Consider the following 21,937-nt stretch of genomic DNA (forward strand, 5'->3'; position numbering starts at 1 on the left):
AGTCCCGGCCCCAGTACCACGTAACGACGAAACCCTGTCCCGGACAACGTGTCCGGGACAGGGTTTCGTCACCTCTCGCCTAGCGCGACAGTGGGTAGCGGAGGCGGGCGACGGCGACGTCGTTCCAGATCTCCGAGGTCACCTCGCCGGCGCGGACCGGGACCACCCGGCCGCTGTTCTGCAGCACCACCACGGCGATCCGCGACATCAAGTCGTAGCCGTCGTCGAGGTAGGTCACCTCACCGGTCGCGTTGTCGAGACGGCCCAGCGTGTCGACCGTGAAGTCGTACACCAGGGTGTCGACGGCGCCCGCGACCGCGGCCCGGGCGATGTCGCCCAGGTCCAGGGCCACGAGGCCCTTGCTGGTGCCGTCGGCGATGGTGTCCACCGTCTCCGTGCTGCGTCGGGCGTTGATCTCGGTCAGGCCGGCGCGGATGGCCGCGTCCACCTGATCGGCGCGCAGCTCGTCCGGATTGCCCGGGATCAGCACCACTTCGCGGCGGCCGGTGAAGTTCTCGCGGAACATGCCCTCCAACGGGTCGGTGGCGAACAGGAACAGCGGACGCTCACCGCTGGGGTCGGCGTTGGTCAGCATCGACTCCACCTTGGCGGCCACGCGCTTGGCGTACGCCTCCAGCGCCTGGGTGCGGTCGTCGCCGTGCGCACGGGGATCGACGATGTTCTCGTCCACCTTGAGCTCGTGGGCCTCGGTGGTCCCCGATGCGGACCACACGTGCCATTCGCTGGCCGACAGGGTCACGGCGAAGGCGCGCTGCGGGTTGGCCACGGAGCGGACGATCTGCCCGAGATCCCAGTACTTGCCGACCTGCACCTGGTGCTCCAGGTTGTTCGGCAGCACGAAGATCTCGGCACCGTCGGCGGTGGCGAAGACCGCCAGCGACCGCGACAGGACGTCCCAGCAGTCGTCGGCGAGGATCGCCTCGGTGATCGCGTGGAAGGCCTCTTCGATCGCATGATCGGCACCGCGCTCGCGCAGCGTGCGGATGGCACCGTCCATCGAGCTCTTCACGGTGGTCCGCGCCACGTCGTAGTCGGCCGCGGTGGCCGGCAGATAGACCGTGACCGCGTTCTCCTTGGGGGCACCCATCTCGAGTAGCTCGGCGGTGGTCGGGAACTCATAGCGGGCCAAAGGAATGCCTCCTCTTTGAAGTTTCGACGCAGGTCGAGGCGTCGAGACGGCGGCCGCACCGGATCCGGTGCTCTTCCTCCGACACCCATATTCTAGCTGTTCGCGATTACCGCAATTCAGTCAGGATGCCCTGATTGAAGTTGCCCCACAACGGTTTCGCCCACGCCCCGAAAGGCCGATCGGTGAGCACCACCGCGGCGGCGTCACGCACCGGATCCACCCAGAGGAACGTCCCCGCCTGACCGAAATGGCCGAAGGTCGACGGCGAGTGATCGGGGGCCGTCCAATGAGGATTCTTGTCCCCCTTGAGCTCCGGGCCCAGGCCCCAGTCGTTGGGCGCGAACTTGCCGTAGCCCGGCACGAAGCCCGCCAGTCCGGGGAACTGCACCGATCGCGCGGTTTCCGCGGTCTGCGGCGAAAGGAGTTGCGGGGCAAGCAGATCCGCGGCGAACCCGGCGAGATCGGCCACGGTCGACGACGCGCCGTGCCCGGCCGGTCCGAGCAGCGCCGTACGCGTCATGCCCAGCGGCTCGGTGACCGCTTCGCGCAGGTAATCGGCGAAGGCGATCCCGGTCTCGCGTTCGACGATCTCGGCGAGCACCGCGTAGCCGGCCGACGAGTAGATCCGCTGCGTGCCGGGCGCCGCCGTCACGTGGCGGCTGTCGAAGGCCAGACCCGAGGCGTGCGCCAGCAGGTGCGCCACGGTGGCGCCGGGCGGCCCGGCCGGGTCGTCGAGCTCGACTGCCCCTTCCTCCACCGCGACCAGGACCGCCTGTGCCACAAGGAGTTTGGTGACCGACGCCAGCGGGTACACCCGATCGACGTCGCCGAAGGTCGCCGGGGCGCGGCCGGGCGCCAGGACCGCGGCGGACACGTTCTCCACCGGCCAGTCGGCCAGTTGCTGCAGTGCTTCCACGCCCCGCACCCTACCGGCGGCACACGGCCGCCGGTACGGGTCTCGCGGCTGGAGCTCCAGCGGGTGGAGGTCTAGCGCGTGGAGGTCGCCGGAGTCTGCGGGGTCGGCGTCGTCGTGGCCGGGGCCGTCTCGTTCGGCGTGGTCTCGTTCGGGGCCGGGGTCGGCTCCTCGTCGATCACCTCGGGCGCCACTTCGAGCTCGCCGGACTGCTCGATCACCTGGCCCTCGTCGAGGGTGCGGCTCACGTCGTCGACGTTGCCGAGGACCCGGTCCACGTCGGCGGTGGTGTAGCCGCAGTTCTTGGTGGCCTCGGAGACCCACTTCTTGGTCAGGCGCGGAATCCCGGCCTCATGGGCCGCGGTCACGGTGCCGTCCTGAATGTCCTTGGACCGGCTCAGGTCCGGGACCTCGGCGCACACATGGAAGGCCGAACCGTTCTTGGTCCAGAAGACCTTGTCCGCGCCGGTCAGTTCCTTCACCACGTTGGCCTCGACGCTGTACTGCTCCACCGACGGAGCGTCCTTGTCGAAGGAGAACACGCCGACCAGGACGGCCACGGCGATGGCGACGGTGCCGAGGATGCCCTTCTGCTTCCCGTCCATGTTCTTGTCCAGGAAGATCAGCACGATCAGCGGCAGGAACGCCAGGATCGTCATGATGACGCCCAGCTGGTTCTGCACGAAGAACCGGACCTTGTCCTTCTCCGAGGCCGGGTCGTACCGGTTGGCCTTCTTCCAGAGCAGCGATCCGCCCAGCGTCAGCACGGCGATCCCGACGATGAGGCCGATGATCAGCCAGGTGTTGACCGGCTTGTCCGGCAGCAGCGCCCAGACGATGGTGAAGATCTCCAGCCCGATGGCCACGATCCACAGGACCATCGCGACGATGCGCAGCTTCAGCGCCGTCGACTTCGCCTCCGGCGACGCGTGGAAAGAGCCGCCGGAGGTGGTGTTCTGTTCGGCCACCTCGGCGCCGCGCTCGGCGCGCGACTTCGACGACTTGCTACTGCGGGGCTTCTTACTCTCGGCCATCGTTCCTCCAGATCGGTGCAATCGCGATCACTGTAATGCGTTCTCGTGCAAGCAGAACCACCGGACAGCGAAATGTCGTGGGAGCGGACGATTCCACTCCCACGACATTTCGGTGGTGCCACCGCGCCGGGGCGCGGCGTCGATCAGTGATCTTCGTCGGTGTACCGGATCACGCCGCGGATGTTGCGACCCTCGAGCATGTCCGTGTAGCCCTCGTTGATCTGGTCGAGGCGGTACTCACGGGTGATCATGTCGGCGATGTTCAGCTTGCCGATCTTGTACATCGACAGCAGGTTCGGGATGTCCAGCTTCGGGTTGGCGCCGCCGAAGATGGAGCCCTGCAGGTTCTTCTGCAGCAGGGTCAGCATCGACAGGTTCAGCGTCACCGAGTTGTCCATCATGTTGCCCATGCCGGTCACCACGCAGGTGCCGTTCTTGGCGGTGATGCTCAGCCAGGTGTCGACGTCCTTGCCGAAGACCTCGCCGACGGTGACGATGACCTTCTGGCACATGCCCCACTCGGTGGCGTTGCCGATCTCGTTCATCGCCTCGTCGATGGACGCGAAGACGTGGGTGGCACCGAACTTGAGGGCCTGCTCGCGCTTCCACTCCACCGGGTCGATGGCGAAGATGTTGCGGGCGCCGGCGATCTTGGCGCCCTGCAGTGCCGCGGTGCCGACGCCGCCGACACCGATGATGGCGACGTCCTCGCCCGGGCGGACGTCGCCGCTGCGGGTGGAGCTGCCGTAGCCGGTCGGGATGCCGCAGCCGCACAGCGCGGCGACCTCGAACGGGATGTCCTTGTCGATCTTCACGGCCGACGCCTCGTGCACCACCATGTACGGCGAGAAGGTGCCCAGCAGGGTCATCGGGTAGACCGGCTCGCCGTCGGCGGTGTGGATGCGGAAGGTGTGGTCGGAGACTGCTTCACCCTGCAGGAGCATGGCGCCGAAGTCGCACAGGTTCGCGACGCCGGCCTTGCACGATTTGCACTTGCCGCACGACGGGATGAACGACAGGACCACGTGGTCGCCGACCTCGAAGTCGGTGACGCCCTCGCCGATCTCCTCCACCACGCCGGCGCCTTCGTGGCCGCCGAGGATCGGGAAGCCGGCCATCGGGATGCCGCCGGTCATCAGGTGATGGTCGGAGTGGCACATGCCCGCCGCTTCCATCCGGATCTTGATCTCATGGGCCTTGGGATCACCGATCTCGATCTCTTCGATCTTCCACGGCGTGTTGAGCTCCCGGAGGATTGCACCCTTAGTCTTCAAAATTCCCAACCTCACTCGATTTGCACACCGCCGACTCCGGCGGCTCGGACATGACGCGCGGTGGCCCCGCACTCTGTCAGTGACAGTAGTCACCCGACGCCAAGATTGAAACACGTTACAGTTACCCGCGAATCACACCCCTCCCCGACGACGCTGCCGTCTGCTCCAGTCGCATAGTGACTGGCGCAGACGGCAGCGTTAGATCAGGCTGGCCGGTGGGTGGTCAGTGGACCAGGCCGGCGTCCTTGCCTCCATAGGCGGCGCGCAGCGTCGGCTTGACCACCTTGCCGCCGGCATTGCGCGGCAGTTCGTCGACCACCACGATGTCCTTCGGGTGCTTGAAGCGGGCCAAGTTGTCGTTGAGATAGGGCTCGAGCTCCTCGAGCGTCAGCTCGTCGGCGCCCTCGGCCAGGACGACGACGGCCACCGGGACCTCGCCCCACTTCTCGTGCGGACGGCCGATGATCGCGGCCTCCAGAATCTTCGGGTGACTGAACAGCACGTTCTCCACCTCCGAGCAGTAGATGTTCTCGCCGCCGGAGATGATCATGTCCTTCGCGCGGTCCACCACGTAGAGGAAGCCCTCCTCGTCCTGGCGCACCAGGTCGCCGGAGTGGAACCAGCCGTCACGGAAGGCCTCGGCGGTACCCTCCGGGTTCTGCCAGTAGCCGACCATCATGGTGGGGCCGCGGTAGACGATCTCGCCGACTTCACCGGGCGCCACGTCCTCCCCGAGCGGATCGACGATGCGCGCGGTCACCGCGGGCACCACCTTGCCGATGGACCCGATCTTGCGCAGCGCATCCTTACCGTCGAGCACACAGGTGACCGGCGACATCTCGGTCTGACCGAAGACCGCGACATTCATCGCGTCCGGGAAGGTCTCGTTCATCGCGGTCAGCACCGAGTCCGACGCCGGGGCCGCGCCCCACGAGATCACGCGCAGCTTCAGGTCGCGCGGCCGCGCCTGCTGCGCGGCACAGACGGCCTGCCACTGCGCGGGCACGAGGAAGATGCTGGTGGTGCCCTCGGCTTCGAGCATGTCGAGCATCTCGTTCGGGTCGAAGGCGCCGAGCGGGTGAATCAGGCTCTGCGCCCCCATGTAGATCAGCGAGGTCATCGCGCCCAGACCGGCGATGTGGAACATCGGGGCCACGCAGGAGCCGATGTCGTCGGTCTTGGTGTCCAGGGCCTGCAGCAACGTCGCCCCCTGCGACTGCAGATTCTGGTGGGTCAGCATGGCACCCTTGGGCTTACCGGTGGTGCCCGAGGTGTACATGATCAGCGCGACGGTGTCTTCCGGAACGTCCAGCTCCGGCAGGTCCGAGCCGTCCTCGGCCACGAGCTCTTCGTAGCGCAGGTGCGCCTCGCTGTCGGTGTCGCCGACCACGATCACGTTCTCGATGCCCGTCATTCCGGCCACTGCGTCGGCCAGCGGCGCGAGGAGCGATTCGGTGACGATCATCGTCGAACCCGAGTCCTGCACGATGAAGCCGATCTCCGGCGGCGCCATCCGGATGTTCACCGGCACCGGGATCGCGCCGAGCAGGTTGGCAGCGAAGACCAGCTCCACGTATTCCGAGCGGTTGAGCATCAGGACCAGGATGCGGTCGCCGAAGCCCACGCCGCGGCGACGCAGGGCCGCCGCCAGACGGTGGGTGCGCGCATCCAGCTCGGACCAGGTGGTCACCTCACCCATGAACTTGAGGGCGGGTTTGTCCGGCGTCATCTGCGCGTGGCGACGGCACTGGTTGTTCCAATGGTTGCGGCGCGAACGCGTCGGTTCGGTGTTCAGGTCGATGCCGAGGGCGTTGGTCACGGGGTCTCCTTGATCGGATGTGCGGTGCACGGTCGGGGAATCGGGTCGTCGGGTGTGAACAGTGGTCGGGTCAGCTGTGTGCGTCAGCGGCCGGCCGCGGCGAAGGCGGCGATCGCGGCTTGGAACTGGGGGGATTGCAGCAGTCGGGTCTGGCCGGCGATCTCCCGATCGATGGCGCCGTCGTATTGCGGGAGCGTCGCGGCGTCGAGGGCGGCCTTGGTCAGCGCCAGCGCTTCCGGCGACGACGCGCACAGCTTGGCGGTCACCCGAGCCACGACGGCATCCAGACCTTCCGCCTCCTCGATGACGCCGTTGATCAGTCCGACCTCGAAAGCTTCGGTGGCACAGAGCTTCTCGCCGAGCAGCGCCATCGAGTTGGCCCGCGCACGGCCGAGAGAAGCGGCGAAGGTCGCGGTGGCGGCACCGTCGGGCATGAGCCCGATCCGGACGAACGTCAACAGGAAGTAGCTGCGCGCACTCGCGTAGATCAGATCGGCGGCCACCGCGAGCGAGGCGCCGATCCCCACCGCGGGACCGTCGATCGCCGCGATCACCGGCATCGGCAGCGCGCGGACGGCGCCCACCAAACGGGAACCGTTCTCGATGATGGCCAGCGAATCGGCCTCGTCGAAACCGCCCTTGGCGGACGCAGCGGAGGCCATACCCGCTACATCAGCGCCGGCACAGAAGGCACCGCCGCGACCGGAGATCACCACCGCCCGCACTCGCGGATCGGCGCGCCATGCATCGCACAGGGCGATGATCCGCCCGGATGCGGCGCCGTCGAGCGCATTGAGCACCTCCGGGCGGTCGATCTCCAGCCGGGCCACCCCCGCCTCGTCGATCCCGCCCCAGATTCCGTCCGCGTACTCGAACTGCGTCATCGTTTCCTTCTCGCCGGACTTGTCGTTGCCGCACACCATAACACCACTTGTGATCCAACTCATGAGAATGGCGATTAACTTACTTTTGCCGATAGGGTCGCTGTCCAGGTCTTTCACTCTGGATCACTGAACGTATATCTGAGCGTGCGCCTTCGGCTAACATGGCCTTCCATGTCCCCGACGCCACCTCGGGCACCCGCGCCCACCGGCCGGGCCCGACCGCCAGATCGCCGCGAGCACATCGTCGCCGCGGCGACGATCAGCTTCAGCGAACACGGCTTTCACGGCACCAAGCTCGCCGAGATCGCCGACGCCGCGGGAGTCTCCGCGCCCGCGCTGTACCGCCACTTCGCCAACAAGGCCGATCTCCTCGGCGCGGTGACCCGGGACATGAGCACCCGGGTGCACGCGGCGCTGGCTGCGGTACCGACCCAACCGGAGGCGCCGGACGCCGAGTTGGCGGCGGTGATCGACGCGTACCTGACCGGCGTGCTGGCTCATCGACGCCACAGCGACGTCTACCGCTGGGAGTGGCAGAGCTTGAGCGACGAGGATCGCGCGTTCGCCCGCGACCTACGGCGCGCATCCCACCGTCGGACGCGCGACCTCATCGGGCGGATGCGTCCAGAGCTGACCAAGAACCAGACCGACACCCTGACCGATGCGATCTACGCCATCGCCTCGAGCCCCGCCAACCACCGAGCCACGCTGCCGCGCAAGGTGATCGGGCCCCTCATCCGGAACGCGGCGCTGGCCGCGGTACACGCCGAACTACCGGACACACCGTCGACGCCGACACCGGCCGCGGGCCTGCTCCCCACCGGCCGCCGGGAGAACATCCTGACCGAGTCGGTGCTGTTGTTCGCCGCGCGGGGTTTCCACGACGTCACCATCGACGACATCGGCGCCGCCGTGGGGTTGCCGCCGTCGGGCGTCTACCGCCACTTCCCGTCCAAACAGGCAATCCTGGTCGCCGCCCTGCAGCGCACGTCCGAGCGCACCACGTCGGCCATCACCGCCGGACTCGCGCAGAGCGACGGACCCGACGAGGCGGTGGTGCGGCTCGCCGAGCAGTACGCGCGACTGTGCGTCGCCGAGCCGGCGATCGTCACCGCCTACCGGCGCTGCTTCGGCGCCCTCGGCGGGGAAGACCGCGCCGCGCTGCGTCGCCAGCAGCGCATCAACGTCGACGAGTGGTCCACCTGGCTGCTCGCCGCCCGCCCCGAACTCCCGCCCAACGCGGCGCGTTTCCTGGTGCACGCCGCGCTCGACGTCATCACCGATCTGACCTGCCACACGCATCCGACCGACGCCGCCACCGCGACCGCCGTGGCCCTCGCGGTACTGCAGCAGACGACGCTCGCCTAGCGGCGTCAGAGCGTGACGAGATCCGAGAGCAGCCAGCGGTCACCGTCACGCTGCAGGCTCACGCGCACACGTGTCTGATACGCGAGACCGTCCTCCCCCGCGCTCGGCAGGTCCGGCGAGGTGATCTTCTGATTCAAGGCCACCAGCACCACGGCCTGCTCGTCGTCGATCGACTCCAGACCGGCCGCGACACCGGTGCCGACCGACGCCGCCTTGGCCTCGTCGGTGCCGCGTCGTGCGTCCTGGGACGACGCGATGTACCGGTCGGCGAACTCCGGCGTGGAGATCTCCCGAATCCGTCGATCCAAGTCGGCGAACTCGCCGGGCGCGTAGGTCACCACGAGCGCCGCGTACTCTCGCGCGTCGGTGAGTGCCTGCGTCCCGATGTCCGTGCCGGGACCGTCCCCCTCGTCGGCGGTCGCGACGAAGTAGCTCAGCACGCCCACCGCGATCAGCAGGGCCGCCACCACTGCCGACAAGGCGATCACCACTGCGCGCCCGCCGGAACCGCCGTCCGGCGCGACCACCTTCCCCGGCACCCGGGACTGGTCGGCGACCAGCTCCTCACGAGTCCTGCGGTTCTCGGCCAGGAGGTCCTCGCGTTCGGCTGCGGTCAACGTGCTCGCCCGGCGCACGGCCGGCTCCCCCGCGTCGGTCGACGCGTCCGCAGCAGCGGCCTCGACGGGAACGGCGTCGGGATCAGAACTCGAAGACATGGCGCCCAATGTATCGGCCATCGGACTCGGATCCGCGGAACCCTTGCGCCTGGGTCAGATATTAAATATATGTTGTACGACAACATCGTCCCATCTCGAGGAGCTCCCATGGTCGTCTTCACCCCGGAACAGTCCGACTTCGCCAAGTCCGTCGCCGACTTCTGCAAACGCGAGACCGGCACCCGCGAACAGCGCAACAAGTGGACCAACAACGGTGACGAGAACCATTCGCAGGAGCTCTACGGCAAGATGGCCGAACTCGGTTGGGCCGGCATCAACGTGGCCGAGGAGTTCGGCGGCGCCGGCGCGGGCAACGTCGAGCTCTGCATCTTCCTCGAGGAGTCAGTGCGCGGCCAGGCCCCGATCGGCGGCATCGGCCCCACCCTGATCACGGCCGCCGCGTACGAGAAGTTCGCCGACGACGCTCTCAAGCGCGAGGTACTGGCGGGCGTCGTCGCCGGCGACGCGCTGTCGATCTCGATGTCCGAGCCCGAAGCCGGATCCGACGTCGGCGCCCTCACCTGCCGCGCGGAGAAGGTCGACGGCGGCTGGAAGATCAACGGCCAGAAGACCTGGTGCTCCAACGCCCACTTCGCCACGTCGATCCTGCTGATCGCTCGCACCGACAGCTCCGGCGGCAAGCACGAGGGCCTTACGCAGTTCCACATCCCGGCCGGTACCGACGGCCTGAAGATCAATCAGATCGACACCCTCGGCGGCCGCGAGGTGAACGACCTGTACTTCACCGACTGCTTCGTGCCGGACGCCGCGGTGGTCGGCACGGTCGGAAACGGCTGGACCCAGCTGATGGCCGGCCTCAACACCGAGCGCCTGATCCTGGCCGCCATGCAGCTGGGCCTGGCCGAGCGGTCGTTCGACGACACACTCACGTTCATCAAGGAACGCAAGCAGTTCGGTCGCCCGATCGGCAGCTTCCAGGCGCTGCGCCACCGCATGGCCGACCACGCCACCGAGATCGCCGCCACCAAGGAACTGGTCTACGCCGTCGCGCAGGCCGCCGACGCCAACCCGGGCAAGATGATGCCGCGCGAGGCTTCGATGGTGAAGCTCAAGGCCACCGAGGTGTCCAAGGCGATGACGATCGACGGCATGCAGATGATGGGCGGCTACGGTTACGCCAAGGAGTTCGACGCCGAGCGGCTGATGCGCGGCGCGATCATCTCCACCGTCTTCGGCGGCACCAACGAGATCCAGCGCGACATCATCGGAAAGACCTATGGCCTCTAATTCCACGCCACTCGGACTGCGGCGACGCCCGCAACTGTCCGAGGAGGTCGCGTCCATCCTGCGGCACAAGATCATGAAGGCCGAGCTCCTGCCCGGCACACCGATCCGGATGGACGAGACCGCCGTGGAACTCGGCGTCAGTGTCACACCCGTGCGCGAAGCACTGCTGATGCTGCGCGGCGAGGGGATGGTCGACAGCGCACCGCACCGCGGATACGTGGTCGCCGACCTCTCGCGCACTGACGTCGAGGACATCTTCTGGCTGCAGGGCGAAGCCGCGGCCAAGATCGCGCGACGCACCGCCGGCATGATCGGCGACGAGGACATCGACGTCCTCGTCGCCGCCGTCGACCGACTACGCGAGGCCGTCGTCTCCGGCGATGCGACGGCGGTCGCGGAGACCGAGTTCGACTTCCACCGCGCGCACAACCGGATCAGCGCGAGCAGCAAGTTGGCCTGGTTCCTGCGTTCGGCGACGCGCTACACGCCGTACCAGATGTACGCGGCCGACCCCGGCTGGGGCGCTGCGACGCTGGACAGTCACCGTCGACTGATCGAGGCCTATCGGGCCCGGGATCCCAAAGCGGCGGAGGCGGCGATCCGCCTGCAGTTCGCCGACGGCGCCCAACGGCTGCTGGAGCATCTGAACTCCACCGACATCTGGACACATAAGAAGCCCTGACCAGTCGTTTTGTGACTATCCGAACGATGGGATAAAGTCTGTTCTCGGTTCGGAAAGAGGTTCTCCTCAGCCCGGGCAAGCAATCCCCCATAGCTCAATTGGCAGAGCAGCCGACTGTTAATCGGCAGGTTATTGGTTCGAGTCCAATTGGGGGAGCAAAAAGACCGCCTGCACGCAGGCGGTCTTTTGCTTTTACGTTTGTCGCGAATACGCCAGGCTGTCGGCGGTCACCCCTACGGTGTCCACGAGACACTGAGCAAAGGAGCCCATCTGTGACGTCATCCGACCCACGCCACATGGGCAGCATTCTGGTGCACGAGCCCCTCAGCGGCCGGGTCGGTCGCGGCTGATGACCTTCACACCCAGCCTTTCCGCCAAAGAGGGCCTCGATCATCTCGCCAAGGTCCGTGCCGTCGCCATCGAGATCGCGACGTACGAGGGACCGACCCATCTCACCAAGGCGTTCTCGCTGCGTGCGAGCAGTTGACGAGCCGCACCGTGCGCACCATCACCGAACGGACCGCCCTCGTCGCCACGACCGCTGTCGCGATCCTCGCGCTGACCGCGTGCGGTGCCGACGTCGGGTCCGGAGCCTCCGCCACACCGACCCAGGGCGCGGTCGGTCCGCCGTCGACCTCACAGTTCTCCCCCACGCCTCGCCCGACGAACCCGGACCGCAGCGGCGACTTGCAGGCCGCAGCGGCGGCCGACGATGCCACCCGAGTGCGCGACCTGATCCGGCGCGGTGCGGTGATCGAGGCCCGGGACGCGCAGGGCCGAACGCCGCTGGTGACCGCCACCAAGAACCGCGCCGTCGAGTCCGCGCGCGCACTGATCGAGGCGGGCGCGGATGTGAACAGCAAGGACGACCTGCAGGATTCGGCCTACCTGTACGCCGGCGCCGAGGGATACGACCAGATCCTGCGCATGACCCTCGATCACGGCGCCGACCTGGCCAGCGTGAATCGATTCGGCGGCACCGCGCTGATCCCGGCAGCCGAGCACGGATCGGTCTCGACGGTCCGCATGCTGATCGACGCCGGGGTCGACGTGAATCACGTCAACACCCCGGGCTGGACGGCATTGCAGGAGGCCGTCGTCTACGGCGACGGTTCGCAGCGATACCTGGATACCGTCACCGCACTGCTGGAGGCAGGCGCCGATCCGAACATCCGTGACGCCGCAGGTCGCACCGCGCTGGAGAACGCAGAGCGCTTGGGCCAGTCGTCGATGGCCGCGACCCTTCGCGGCCACCGACCGAACTAGTCGGGGAGCTAGCTGCGCCGGGCGAAGACGTCGCCGATCGTCGGCGATGACGACGGGGACGAGAGGACGACGATCGGATCGCCGGCTTCCACCGCGCCCCGGGTTACGACGCGGAGATAGAGCCCCGGCCGACCCGCCTGCATGAACCGCCTCACCCAGCCGCGCTCCTCCTCCCCACCGACGCGGCGAGCGAAGGTCTGGCACGGAATGCGCGGCGAGGTCACCTCCACCACGAGCTTCTCCCCGATCTGCCACTGCTCCCCCACGCCAGCACCGGTCAGGTCGACGCCCTCCACCCGCAGATTCTCGCCGTACCAGCCGGCCGGCGTCGGGCGCCCCAACTCGTTCTCCCAGTAGTCGGCATCCTCGGCCGCATAAGCGTAAATCGCCTGGTCCAGGCCACCGTGATACTTGCGGTCGGCTTGCACGTCGGCATACAGCCCGTACGGGCCCACGGAAACGGGACCCTCGACCGGCCGCTTGTCGATCGCCGTGACGCCGACCTTTCCCGGGTCGGGCAGCAGCTGATGAACGACGCAGACGTCGAGCACGCGGGCAGACTTGTCGAACTTCATCCGTTCATCCTGCCCGACTCCCCACTCCGCTGCGTCACGCTGCGGCAGTGCCGTTCGGCACCACCGTTTGACAGAAACTTGCACTGGTGCAAGAATGCACTGGTGCAAGAATCTGCCGAAGTCGCCACCGTCGGTGTCCGCGATCGCAAGCGCGCGGAGACCTTCCGTCGCATCCACGAGGCGGCGGTGGAGCTGACTCTGCGCGACGGTCTGGCCACCGCCACCGTCACCGACATCGCCGAGCGCGCGGGGATCTCCCGACGCACGTTCTTCAACTACTTCCCGTGCAAGGAAGACGCGGTTCTCGGACTGTCCGAACCGCAGATCCCGGCCCATGCCATCGAGGCCTTCCTGCATCCGGCGTTGCCTCCCTCGGACGGCGACACTCCGGGCAAGGAACGCTTCCGACAGGCACTCGAACTGACGGTGACGACCATGGCCTCCCTCGGCTCGTCCGCGAGCCCCCAGGTGCACGCCATCGCCGCCGCCAACAGCGAACTGTTCGACCGCGTGCGCGAGCACCGCGACGCCACCCAGGAACTGCTGGTCAACGTGCTCACCGAACGGATCTCCGAGGAGAACCGGTCCGAGAACACCGCCGACAGCGCCCGTGCCCTGCTCCTCTTGGCCGGCGCCGTTCTCCGCTTCGCCCACGCCGACAACCCCGGCATTCTCGAAAACCCAGACCCCGCCGCGATCAAGAAGGCCATCTCGACCTTCATCGAAGCGTTGAAGGACATTCCATGACACGAACCCCCACCGCTGCGGCGACGACCGAAGAGAAGTCGCCCGACCGCAGCATTCTGTTCCTCTTCATCGGCCTGATGGTCACGATGCTCCTCGCATCGCTGAACCAGACCGTGCTGTCCACGGCGCTGCCGACCATCGTCGGCGAACTCGACGGCGTCGACCAGATGACCTGGGTCATCACCGGTTACATCCTCGCGAGCACCGTCGTGATGCCGGTGTACGGCCGCATCAGCGACCTACTGGGCCGCAAGCCGGTCCTCCTGGTCGCGATCGGGCTGTTCATCCTCGGCTCCATCGTCGGCGGCCTCGCCCAGAACATCGACGTGCTCATCGCTGCGCGCGTGCTGCAGGGTATCGGCGGCGGCGGATTGATGATCCTGTCGCAGGCTGCCATCGCCGACGTCGTGCCGGCCCGCGAGCGCGGCCGCTACATGGGCGTGATGGGTGCCGTGTTCGCCGTGTCCTCCGTCGCCGGACCGCTGCTGGGCGGCTGGCTCACCGAAGGTCCCGGCTGGCGCTGGGCGTTCTGGCTGAACATCCCCTTGGGCATTCTCGCCATCGCCGCATGCACCGTGTTCCTGAAGCTACCGAAGAAGGACGTTGCCGAGCGTCCGAAGCTCGACTACCTCGGCATGGCCCTGATCGCTGCAGCGACCACCGCCCTGGTGCTCGTCGTGACCTGGGGTGGCACCACCTACGACTGGGCGTCAGCGCAGATCATCGGCCTGATCATCGCCACCGTCGTTCTCGCCGTACTGTTCTGCCTCGCCGAGATGCGCGCCGAGCACCCGGTGATCCCGATGGCGCTGTTCTCTGATCGCAACTTCGTGCTGACGACCATCGCCGGCCTCATGATCGGTGTGGCGATGTTCGGCGCACTGGGCTACATGCCGACGTACATCCAGATGGTCACTGGCGTCAGCGCCACCGTCGCCGGCCTGTTGATGATCCCGATGATGGGTGGCCTCCTGGTCGCCTCGGTGGCGTCCGGCCAGGTGGTCAGCCGCACCGGCAAGTACAAGCTGTTCCCGATCGCCGGTTCGATCCTGATCGGCATCGGCATGGGCCTGCTGTCCACGCTGACGGTCGAGAATCCGACGTGGCTGATGTGCACGTACCTCGCCGTCTTGGGCGTCGGCATCGGTCTGGCCATGCAGTTGCTGACCCTGATCGTGCAGAACTCGTTCCCCGGCGCGATCGTCGGCACGGCGACGGCCGCGGCCAACTACTTCCGCCAGGTGGGCGCCACCCTCGGTTCGGCTGTGGTCGGTTCGATCTTCGCCTCGCGCCTGATCGGGATCCTCACCGACAAGCTCGCCAGCAGCGGCGCCGATCTCGGTGCCGCCGGCGCGGCCAGCAGCGACGACTTCCGCAAGCACCTCACGCCGGCCGGCGTGAACAGCCTGCCCGATCAGCTGCGCGATCCGATCATCCACGCCTACAACGAGGCCCTGCTGCCGATCTTCCTGTTCCTGGTTCCGCTGGCGGCGATCGCCCTGATCGCCCTGCTCTTCATCGAGCCGAAGCCGCTGGCGACGTCGGTCGCCGAGGAGATCGCGGCCGAGTCGTTGGCCGAAGGACAGCTTCTGGAGCGGGTCGACGACTCCGCCGGGATCAGCGCCTTCGACAGCCTGCCCGATCCGGAGTCCGAGGAAGGCGCGCCAGCCAGCCGCGTCTGACCAGACGATGCACACCGAATCGACTTCCCCGGCTGAGCGATCAGTCGGGGAAGTCGGCTATCACGATCTTCTTCATGCCCATCATCGCGGTGTAGGCCTCCGGAGTGACCATGGCCGATTCGAGGTCGGCGGGCACCACCTGCCAGCTCACCCCGAACCGATCGGCGCACCAGCCGCACTGCTCGGCCTCCGGCACCGCCGACAGCGACTCCCAATAGCGATCGATCTCGGCCTGGTCGGCGCAATTCACCTGGAGGGAGACTCCGCAGGTGAACGAGAAGTCGTGCGGCAGCGCCGAATCCATCGCCGCCAGCCATTCTCCGGAGAGGGTGAAGTCGGCGTACCTCACCGAACCCGCCGACACCGGCCCCTCCGCGCTCTCATAGTCCACGCGAACACCGACCTCGGCGTCGTCGAACAGCCAGGTGTACAGCGCTATCGCCGGGCCGGCCTGATTCTGGGCGGCACCGCCGAACAGCAGCAACGGCATCACGAAGGGTCGCGGCGGCGAGCCGTCCGGGGATTCGAACACCTGCCACCCGACGCCGTACCGGTCACGCACCCAGCCGTAGCGGGGACTGAAGGGATACTCTCCCAGTTCCATGAGGACCTCGCCGCCGTCGGACAGCCCGGCCCACACCCGATCGAGGACGACGACGGCGTCCGGATCCTGCGCTGGATCGAAGCTCAGCATCAGGCTGATCGACGGGTTGGGCGGAAACTCCGGACCGGCATTGATCAGGACCACCTGGTAGTCGCCGATCAGCACCTCGACGGTGAGCGGCTTGCCGGCCATCTCCTGCTGAAACTCCGGTAGGCCGTCGCTCGGATAGCGCGCCTGCACGCGACCGGTGGTGTTCGGCAGGACCGACGCGTAGAACGCCGCCACCTCTTCCGCGTTCCCGTCGCACCAGATGTTCGGAACGATCTTCTGCATGGCGACCTCCCACGTCGGCGCCTGGAGAATGGCTTACCTCTCCATCCTGCGCGCCGACGCGGGCAGCGTCCAGGGCGCGCGAGGCCTCTCGCTAACCCTTGACCAGTCCCCCGTCGACGATCAGGTTCTGTCCGGTCACCCCGCGGGCCCACGGGGACGCGAAGAACAGCACCGCGTCGGCGAGTTGCTCCGGCGTGGTCACCGCGCCCAACGGCGTGGCCGCGGCGATGGCGTCGAACACCTCCGGCGGCGTCGCCGCGGAGGCGTCGGTGGTCTGCAACAGTCCCCCGGAAACCATGTTCACGGTGATACCGCGGGGTCCGAGGTCATCGGCGAAGGTGCGGGTCAGCGACAGCAGCGCTGCCTTGGCGGCCGTGTAGTCGTGATACGGGACCACCGGATGCTGGAACAGGTTGGTACCAATGTTGATCACTCGCCCGAAACCGGCCTCGGCCATGCCGGGCAGTGCCGCCTGAATGAGGTTCAGCGGCCCCTGCACGGAGCCCTCGAACTGTGCGGCCAAGTCGCGGTAGCCGATCTCGCCGGCCTGAGCCCGCGCGTCTCCGTTGAAGGCGAAGTCGATCAGCGCATTGTTCACCACGGTGGTGACCGGAGCACCGAAGGCCTCCTGCGCCGCAGCGATCACCGCGTCGACCCGGGCCCGGTCCCGCACGTCACCGGCCACCGCGACTGCGCGAGGGCCGAACTCAGCGGCCAGTGCGTGCGCCGCAGCGCCGGAGGAGTGGTAGTTGATCGCCACGCGGGCACCCTGCCCGAGGAAGGCGCGCGAGATGGCGGCGCCGAGGCCGCGTGCGCCGCCGCTCACGACGACGACCTGGTCATCGAGACCACGAAGTGCAGTTGTCATGCCGAATGTCCTTTTCGAGGATCGGCGAAGGGCTGATCTGACATCCCTTCGCCAGTGCTAACTGGATCAGGTTCGACGGGTGTCATCTCAGCCGCAGGATTCCGGGTCGGAGTAGGTGCGGCACCCCGTGTCGGAAGCCATCCCACCACGGCCGGGGACACAAGACAAGGCGCCGCGGCACCAACCCGGATGCGACAGCGACGGCGGACTGCACGGTGGGGCCACCGGGGCTCGAACCCGGGACCAGCAGATTATGAGTACCAGAATCACTGTCTCCCGTTGGCCGTCGCGGTCTATCGGCGCTGGTCAGCGCAGCAGAGAACAACCAGAGACAGCCCGAGATGTGACAAGCCCGTGACAACGTGACACGACGCCCGCACACCAGCGCCCCCGAATCCTCACTGGAGCGGGGGCGCTGGTGCACCGGATCGCCCTCGACAATGGCTGTCTCGCGCGGGCGCGCTCGCGCTAGGGTCGGAAACATGCGAGTACTGACCGAGGACTTCCTATTCGAGCGCCAGAAAGCGCACTCGGCGATCTACGACGACTTCATCGACAGGTACGGCGAGGACTGGAACGACGAGCAGGAGGCAGAGTTCCGCGCCGCGGCGCAGGCGAGCGTTGCCGAATGGAAGATCAAGGCCGCGGACCTACTGGACAAGCTCTATGTGCCAGATCCGGCGGCCGCCGACACCTCGGAGTAAGCACGAGTCACCCGCGCAGCAGCAGAACCGCGGCCGTCATACCGTCGACGTAGACGCGGCCCTCAGCGGCGATGGCCAGCTCGCGCGGGCGCGCTCGCGCTAGGGTCGGAAACATGCGGCTGCTCACTCAGGACTTCCTGTTCGACCGCCAGCAAGCGTGCGCCGCGATCTACGACGACTTCATCGACAGGTACGGCGAGGACTGGAACGACGAGCAGGAGGCAGAGTTCCGCGCTGCCAGCCAGGCACATATTGCCGAATGGGATGCCAAGGCCGCAGACCTACTGGACAAGCTCTACGGGCCAGATCCGGCCGTACTACGGGGGCGGCGAGTACGTGGCGAGCGATGAGGCGGGCCACCCCTACGCTCCGACCTGGGTCACCGCCCACTGGGCCAAGCTCCTCAGCGAACTGGCCATTGAGCATGTCCGCCTCCACGACGCCCGCCACAATTGTGGCAGCTTGATGCACGCTCGGGCGTGCCCCCTGTCGCCATCGCGGCATGGCTCGGCCATCACGACCTCGCTTTCACCTTGCGGACGTACGTCCACGCGCAGAGCGACGCACTCAAGGTCGCCGGGCAGACTTTCCGGTGAGTTGTGACAGTCTGTGACAACGCTCGGCGGTCTGGTGCTGGCAAGACCCACTCTGGCCAGACCTGTAAAGGTGGGGCGACCGGGGCTCGAACCCGGGACCAGCGGATTATGAGTCCGCGGCTCTAACCAACTGAGCTATCGCCCCCGAGACCCGCAAGCGGGCCGATCCGAAGCCTAGTCGACCGCCTCGGCGCTCCTCCGCGTCGGTGTGCACCGTGTCGGCGGCGGCGAAGACCCACCGACACCCCCGCCGGCGGAACCATCGCCCTGCACTGACCGTCAACGGGCCCGGTAGATTGGCGGTAGTGACGACGATCAAAGAGCCGTTGTGGATCATCGGCCTCAGTTTGCTGGCGGTGCTCCTGGCGGCACTCGTCCTGAGCAAGTTGGCTCAGGTGCTTCTCGGCAGTCGAGCCGATCTGCGCTCGTCCACCGGAATTGTCGTCGCCATCATCGGGTCCGCTGTCGGACTGCTGATCGTCGGCGCTGGCACCTCGGCCACCCGCCTGGTCTCGCCGATCCCCATCCTGGCGTGCCTGATCGGCTCGATCGCCGCGATCGGCCTCTACAGCGCCCTCGCCGCCCGACTCCAACGACCGGTACCGACGAGCATTCCGGACCTGCTGGCCGCCGGAGAATCAGACCGGGTGGAGTTCAAGTCCACCGCGCGCGTCAACCTCAAGACCGGGGAGAAGGATCCCCGCATGGAGTTGGTGATCGTCAAAACCCTTGCGGCATTTCTGAATTCCGACGGCGGCACCCTGATCATCGGGGCCGACGACGCCGGAAATCCGCTCGGGCTCGACGCGGACTACCAGACCCTGCGCACGTCCGACGCCGACCGCTACGAACTCTGGATGAACGACCTGGTGGCCGCCGGACTCGGCCAGAACGCCGCCGCGAGCGCCGACATCGCCATCGAATCGCTCCCCACCGCCGACGGGCCCCGCGAGGTCTGCCGGATCAGCGTCACAGCGTCGCCGCGTCCGGTGTACCTCGCGCCGTCCAAGAATGCCCCGCGCGAATTCTGGGTGCGGATCGGCAACTCGACCCGCCAACTCGCCGTGGACCAGGCGGCCGAGTACATCATGCATCGTTGGCCGATGAACGTCGGCCCCAACCTGGCCGCGCAGTTGCGCGCTACCGTCCGTTTCACCTGACGAAAGCGACTCCCGCATGCCCGCCGAACCGAGCCCCGATGGCGACGCAACCGACGTCCCCGAGTCACCCGACGCCGGCGACTCGTCCCCGGGCTACGTCAAGCGCCTCGGCATCCGCTATCAGCACATCCGACACAACCACCCGCTCGGACATCTGCTTCGGTACGTCACGATCACGGTGGGTGTTCTCGTCACCGCCGTCGGTGCCGTCACCATCCCCTATCCCGGCCCGGGGTGGGCCATCGTCTTCCTCGGTCTGCTGATCCTGTCGCAGGAACTCGAATGGGCCGCGAAACTGCGGCACACAGTCATGGGCCTGCTGAACGACGTCTACCGGAAGTACATCGACGGCAACCTCCTGGCACAGGCCCTGCTTGCGATCGGCACGTGCGCAATCGTGCTCGCCACACTCTGGGTCACCGGCGGACTCGCCCTGTTCGCCGGCTGGGTCGGCATCGAATGGGCCTGGCTCGCCTCGCCGTTCTTCGGCTGACACACCTCCGCTACCGCCGGTCCTGCCTACCACTCTCGCAACAACGGGGTGAATGCATCTCCTCGCTTCGAACATATATGTGAGAAATCTATTGCTTTACTCACTTTTCGGCGTACAGTGGAGAGTGAAAGTAGCGACAACTGTCTTGACCTGCGAAAAGGAGGTGATCGACGTGCACGACGCGAACTTCGACGCCGCCGCCCTGCTGGCCGACTTGCACGACGATCAGCTCCTCGCCGTCCAGGAAGCCGCAGAGAATCGCCTGCAGCAGAGCGCCTTGGCAGCCCACCGCGAGGGCGTCCTCATCGACCTACTCGAGGCTCGGGAGCGCACCCGCCGCAAGGGCGAGATCTTCGACACCGCCCTCTACGTGGAGATCTCCGACCGCAGCGCCTACCGGGTGGCCGGGTCGACGTCCATGTACGACCTCTACGCCGAGGGCCTACGCCTCGGAGTCGGCGAAGCACGGCGCCGTTCCTCGTCGGCCAAGGCGGTCGGCCGTTTCACCTCGATGACCGGCGAGCGCCTGCAGCCGCGCCTCGTCGAGACGGCCGCCGCACTGGCCGCGGGCCAGATCGGCCGCGAACACGTGACCGTGATCGAGCAAGTGATGGACCGCATCCCGAGTTCGGTGAGCCACGAGGACCGTGTCCGCGCCGAAGCCTCACTGGCCGAGGCCGCCCGCCGCCTCGATCCGCAGGGCGTCATCACCGTCGGCAACCGACTGCTGGCCTATCTCGATCCGGACGGCGCCCTCACCGACGATCGAGAACGCAAGCGCCAACGGATGTTCGTGCTGCAGCCGCAGGACCGGCAGCTGATGAGCAAGGTCCGCGCCATGCTGACCCCGGCCCTCCGCGCCGACCTCGAGGTAGTCCTCACGCAGTGGGCCGCGCCCGGAATGAACAACCCCGACGATCCCGACTCCCCGAGCGGCGCCGCCGACCAACCCGGACTGGATCCCACCCGGCTCGCCGCCGCTGCGGCGCGCGACGATCGCCTCTTCGGCCAACGCCAGCACGACGCCCTGCGCGCCCTCTGCCGGTGGGCGATGGCGCTGGCCGGTCAGCCTGCCCCCGAGCGCATCCCGTCGCAGGTGGTGATCACCGTGTCCGACGAGGACTTGGCCCGACAGTCCGGTGTTGCACTCACCGCGACCGGCACCCGGCTGCCGGTCACCGATCTGGTGGAGTATGCCGCGCACGCCGTTCCGTATCTGGAAGTGTTCGCCGGCGCCACGTCCCAGGTGCTCTACCTCGGGCGCGGCAATCGCTTCGCGTCCCTGGCCCAGCGGCTGGCGCTGTTCGGCCGGGACCGAGGCTGCACCGGCCCCGGCTGCACGGTCCCGTTCCACCGCACCGAGATCCACCACATGCCCGACTGGGCCGAGGGCGGCGTCACCGACATCGACCATCTGGGCGGCGCCTGCGGCCGCCACAATCGATGGAGCGGCCGACACCGCGGCCAGTGGGAGAACACCGTGCTGCCCGCCCAGTCGGCGGCAGGCGCCGCTGCCACCGATGCCGGGCGCGTCGGCTGGCGACCGGCCGGGCGCGAGGGCCCCTGGCAGATCAATCCCGTCTTCCACCCGGAGAAACTCGCCCCGCACCACCAGGTTCCGGGTGCGCACAACCGACTCGATGAGTCCGATGACGACGGCCTCGCCGAACCGACGACGCGACCGCTGGAACGGCCCCGCCCGTCGCCGCTGCGGATCGTCGATCTGACCGACATTCCGCCGCCCGATCCGGATCAGGACGCGTCGGCCCACGAATCGGGCGCCGAGGCGATCCTGGACCTACTGCTGACAGCCTGACCGGC

22 protein-coding genes, 2 tRNA genes and 1 riboswitch are annotated in these 21,937 nt (G+C 67.5%); of the genes, 13 read left to right on the top strand and 11 right to left on the bottom strand.

Translation table 11 applies throughout. The features are described 5' to 3' along the window. Nucleotides 1-79: 79 nt before the first annotated feature. The 6 genes from MUG78_RS00075 to MUG78_RS00100 form a co-directional block, all read right to left on the bottom strand. Nucleotides 80-1,150, bottom strand: coding sequence for a baeRF3 domain-containing protein (locus MUG78_RS00075; RefSeq protein ID WP_246991011.1), 1,071 nt, complete (start codon nt 1,148-1,150; stop codon nt 80-82). 106 nt (nt 1,151-1,256) lie between these two features. Next, nucleotides 1,257-2,066, bottom strand: coding sequence for a serine hydrolase domain-containing protein (locus tag MUG78_RS00080; protein ID WP_246991013.1), 810 nt, complete (start codon nt 2,064-2,066; stop codon nt 1,257-1,259). Nucleotides 2,067-2,137: 71 nt separating this feature from the next. Then, on the bottom strand, nt 2,138-3,097 hold the full coding sequence (locus tag MUG78_RS00085) for a hypothetical protein (RefSeq protein WP_246991016.1): 960 nt from the start codon (nt 3,095-3,097) through the stop codon (nt 2,138-2,140). A gap of 143 nt (nt 3,098-3,240) precedes the next feature. Beyond that, complete coding sequence (locus tag MUG78_RS00090; RefSeq protein WP_246991018.1) at nt 3,241-4,371, bottom strand: NDMA-dependent alcohol dehydrogenase; 1,131 nt, start codon at nt 4,369-4,371, stop codon at nt 3,241-3,243. A 223-nt stretch (nt 4,372-4,594) separates the two neighbouring features. After that, on the bottom strand, nt 4,595-6,190 hold the full coding sequence (gene fadD5, locus MUG78_RS00095; protein ID WP_246991020.1) for a fatty-acid--CoA ligase FadD5: 1,596 nt from the start codon (nt 6,188-6,190) through the stop codon (nt 4,595-4,597). Nucleotides 6,191-6,273: 83 nt separating this feature from the next. Beyond that, entirely contained in the window at nt 6,274-7,074 is an 801-nt protein-coding gene (locus MUG78_RS00100) for an enoyl-CoA hydratase-related protein (RefSeq protein WP_246996707.1), read from the bottom strand. Nucleotides 7,075-7,245: 171 nt separating this feature from the next. Between MUG78_RS00100 and MUG78_RS00105 the strand changes: the two genes are divergently transcribed. Continuing rightward, nucleotides 7,246-8,442 (top strand): TetR/AcrR family transcriptional regulator, encoded by a 1,197-nt coding sequence (locus tag MUG78_RS00105; RefSeq protein ID WP_246991022.1) that lies wholly within the window; start codon nt 7,246-7,248, stop codon nt 8,440-8,442. A gap of 5 nt (nt 8,443-8,447) precedes the next feature. Here the strand turns inward: MUG78_RS00105 and MUG78_RS00110 are convergent, their stop codons facing one another. Further along, nucleotides 8,448-9,158 (bottom strand): Rv1363c family protein, encoded by a 711-nt coding sequence (locus tag MUG78_RS00110; RefSeq protein ID WP_246991024.1) that lies wholly within the window; start codon nt 9,156-9,158, stop codon nt 8,448-8,450. Between the two features lie 108 nt (nt 9,159-9,266). Here MUG78_RS00110 and MUG78_RS00115 point away from each other — a divergent pair, with 108 nt between their 5' ends. From MUG78_RS00115 to MUG78_RS00135, 5 genes are all read left to right on the top strand, one after another. Beyond that, on the top strand, nt 9,267-10,406 hold the full coding sequence (locus MUG78_RS00115; RefSeq protein ID WP_246991026.1) for an acyl-CoA dehydrogenase family protein: 1,140 nt from the start codon (nt 9,267-9,269) through the stop codon (nt 10,404-10,406). Beyond that, a complete protein-coding gene (locus MUG78_RS00120) occupies nt 10,396-11,088 on the top strand; it encodes a GntR family transcriptional regulator (RefSeq protein ID WP_246991029.1) in 693 nt (230 codons plus the stop codon). The genes MUG78_RS00115 and MUG78_RS00120 overlap by 11 nt, the downstream gene beginning before the upstream one ends. Nucleotides 11,089-11,171: 83 nt before the next feature. Continuing rightward, nucleotides 11,172-11,244 (top strand) — tRNA-Asn (locus tag MUG78_RS00125). A gap of 193 nt (nt 11,245-11,437) precedes the next feature. Next, complete coding sequence (locus MUG78_RS00130; protein WP_246991031.1) at nt 11,438-11,575, top strand: hypothetical protein; 138 nt, start codon at nt 11,438-11,440, stop codon at nt 11,573-11,575. Nucleotides 11,576-11,586: 11 nt separating this feature from the next. Next, the gene (locus tag MUG78_RS00135) at nt 11,587-12,354 is read left to right on the top strand and encodes an ankyrin repeat domain-containing protein (RefSeq protein WP_246991033.1); all 768 of its coding nucleotides are present in this window, start codon (nt 11,587-11,589) and stop codon (nt 12,352-12,354) included. An 8-nt stretch (nt 12,355-12,362) separates the two neighbouring features. On the opposite strand, the gene MUG78_RS00140 is transcribed toward MUG78_RS00135, so the two are convergent. Beyond that, nucleotides 12,363-12,929 carry an MOSC domain-containing protein gene (locus MUG78_RS00140; RefSeq protein ID WP_246991035.1) on the bottom strand — a complete coding sequence of 189 codons (567 nt, stop codon included), beginning with the start codon at nt 12,927-12,929 and terminating at the stop codon, nt 12,363-12,365. A gap of 102 nt (nt 12,930-13,031) precedes the next feature. On the opposite strand from MUG78_RS00140, the gene MUG78_RS00145 reads away from it, so the two are divergent. Both MUG78_RS00145 and MUG78_RS00150 read left to right on the top strand, forming a co-directional pair. Further along, a complete protein-coding gene (locus tag MUG78_RS00145) occupies nt 13,032-13,676 on the top strand; it encodes a TetR/AcrR family transcriptional regulator (RefSeq protein WP_246991037.1) in 645 nt (214 codons plus the stop codon). Next, a complete protein-coding gene (locus tag MUG78_RS00150) occupies nt 13,673-15,358 on the top strand; it encodes an MDR family MFS transporter (RefSeq protein WP_246991039.1) in 1,686 nt (561 codons plus the stop codon). The genes MUG78_RS00145 and MUG78_RS00150 overlap by 4 nt, the downstream gene beginning before the upstream one ends. Before the next feature lie 40 nt (nt 15,359-15,398). On the opposite strand, the gene MUG78_RS00155 is transcribed toward MUG78_RS00150, so the two are convergent. Together MUG78_RS00155 and MUG78_RS00160 are read right to left on the bottom strand one after the other, a co-directional pair. Continuing rightward, complete coding sequence (locus tag MUG78_RS00155; protein WP_246991040.1) at nt 15,399-16,295, bottom strand: VOC family protein; 897 nt, start codon at nt 16,293-16,295, stop codon at nt 15,399-15,401. Nucleotides 16,296-16,386: 91 nt separating this feature from the next. After that, entirely contained in the window at nt 16,387-17,163 is a 777-nt protein-coding gene (locus MUG78_RS00160) for a 3-oxoacyl-ACP reductase (protein WP_246991041.1), read from the bottom strand. 26 nt (nt 17,164-17,189) lie between these two features. After that, nucleotides 17,190-17,301, bottom strand: a riboswitch (TPP riboswitch). 344 nt (nt 17,302-17,645) lie between these two features. Here MUG78_RS00160 and MUG78_RS00165 point away from each other — a divergent pair. Both MUG78_RS00165 and MUG78_RS00170 read left to right on the top strand, forming a co-directional pair. Further along, a complete protein-coding gene (locus MUG78_RS00165) occupies nt 17,646-17,867 on the top strand; it encodes a hypothetical protein (RefSeq protein WP_246991042.1) in 222 nt (73 codons plus the stop codon). Between the two features lie 113 nt (nt 17,868-17,980). Beyond that, the gene (locus MUG78_RS00170; RefSeq protein WP_246991044.1) at nt 17,981-18,217 is read left to right on the top strand and encodes a hypothetical protein; all 237 of its coding nucleotides are present in this window, start codon (nt 17,981-17,983) and stop codon (nt 18,215-18,217) included. 317 nt (nt 18,218-18,534) lie between these two features. On the opposite strand, the gene MUG78_RS00175 is transcribed toward MUG78_RS00170, so the two are convergent. Beyond that, nucleotides 18,535-18,608, bottom strand: a tRNA-Ile gene (locus MUG78_RS00175). 160 nt (nt 18,609-18,768) lie between these two features. On the opposite strand from MUG78_RS00175, the gene MUG78_RS00180 reads away from it, so the two are divergent. From MUG78_RS00180 to MUG78_RS00190, 3 genes are all read left to right on the top strand, one after another. Further along, on the top strand, nt 18,769-19,623 hold the full coding sequence (locus MUG78_RS00180; protein ID WP_246991046.1) for an AlbA family DNA-binding domain-containing protein: 855 nt from the start codon (nt 18,769-18,771) through the stop codon (nt 19,621-19,623). 16 nt (nt 19,624-19,639) lie between these two features. Then, nucleotides 19,640-20,116, top strand: coding sequence for a PGPGW domain-containing protein (locus MUG78_RS00185; protein WP_246991047.1), 477 nt, complete (start codon nt 19,640-19,642; stop codon nt 20,114-20,116). Nucleotides 20,117-20,261: 145 nt separating this feature from the next. Next, entirely contained in the window at nt 20,262-21,932 is a 1,671-nt protein-coding gene (locus MUG78_RS00190) for an HNH endonuclease signature motif containing protein (RefSeq protein ID WP_246991049.1), read from the top strand. The last annotated feature ends 5 nt before the right edge of the window (nt 21,933-21,937 follow it).

The organism is Gordonia alkaliphila (genome assembly GCF_023017165.1).
Lineage (GTDB): Bacteria > Actinomycetota > Actinomycetes > Mycobacteriales > Mycobacteriaceae > Gordonia > Gordonia alkaliphila.